This window comes from Frankia sp. Mgl5, assembly GCF_023242985.1.
In the GTDB taxonomy this organism is placed as follows: domain Bacteria; phylum Actinomycetota; class Actinomycetes; order Frankiales; family Frankiaceae; genus Parafrankia; species Parafrankia soli.
Genome location: NZ_JALKFY010000247.1, coordinates 1 through 251, shown reverse-complemented (window position 1 = coordinate 251; position 251 = coordinate 1). Strand labels below are relative to the sequence as shown.

General features: G+C 53.0%; 1 pseudogene. It reads left to right on the top strand.

Features of this window, described 5'->3' with window-relative positions:
• Positions 1-251, top strand: a pseudogene (locus MXD62_RS09210) (ABC transporter ATP-binding protein); the annotation flags it as partial.

The window sequence follows — 251 nt, the reverse complement described above, 5'->3', positions numbered from 1 at the left end:
TCGTTAAGGCGTTTGCATGAAGAATGGGGCTTTACCATCGTGATGAGTGAGCATCGGCTGGACCGCACTTTTCATCTGGCTGACCGCATCCTGTTTTTTGATCAGGGGAGGCTGGTGTTCGATGGGACGCCGCTCGCATTTGCACAGGCAGCAGCCAAAAGCGAGCCGGAGTGGCAAGCCTTTTTATCCCCCATTACCCGCCATATGCTGGAAAAAACGAATGGGTCTGCCTTACCGATCACGGTAAAAGA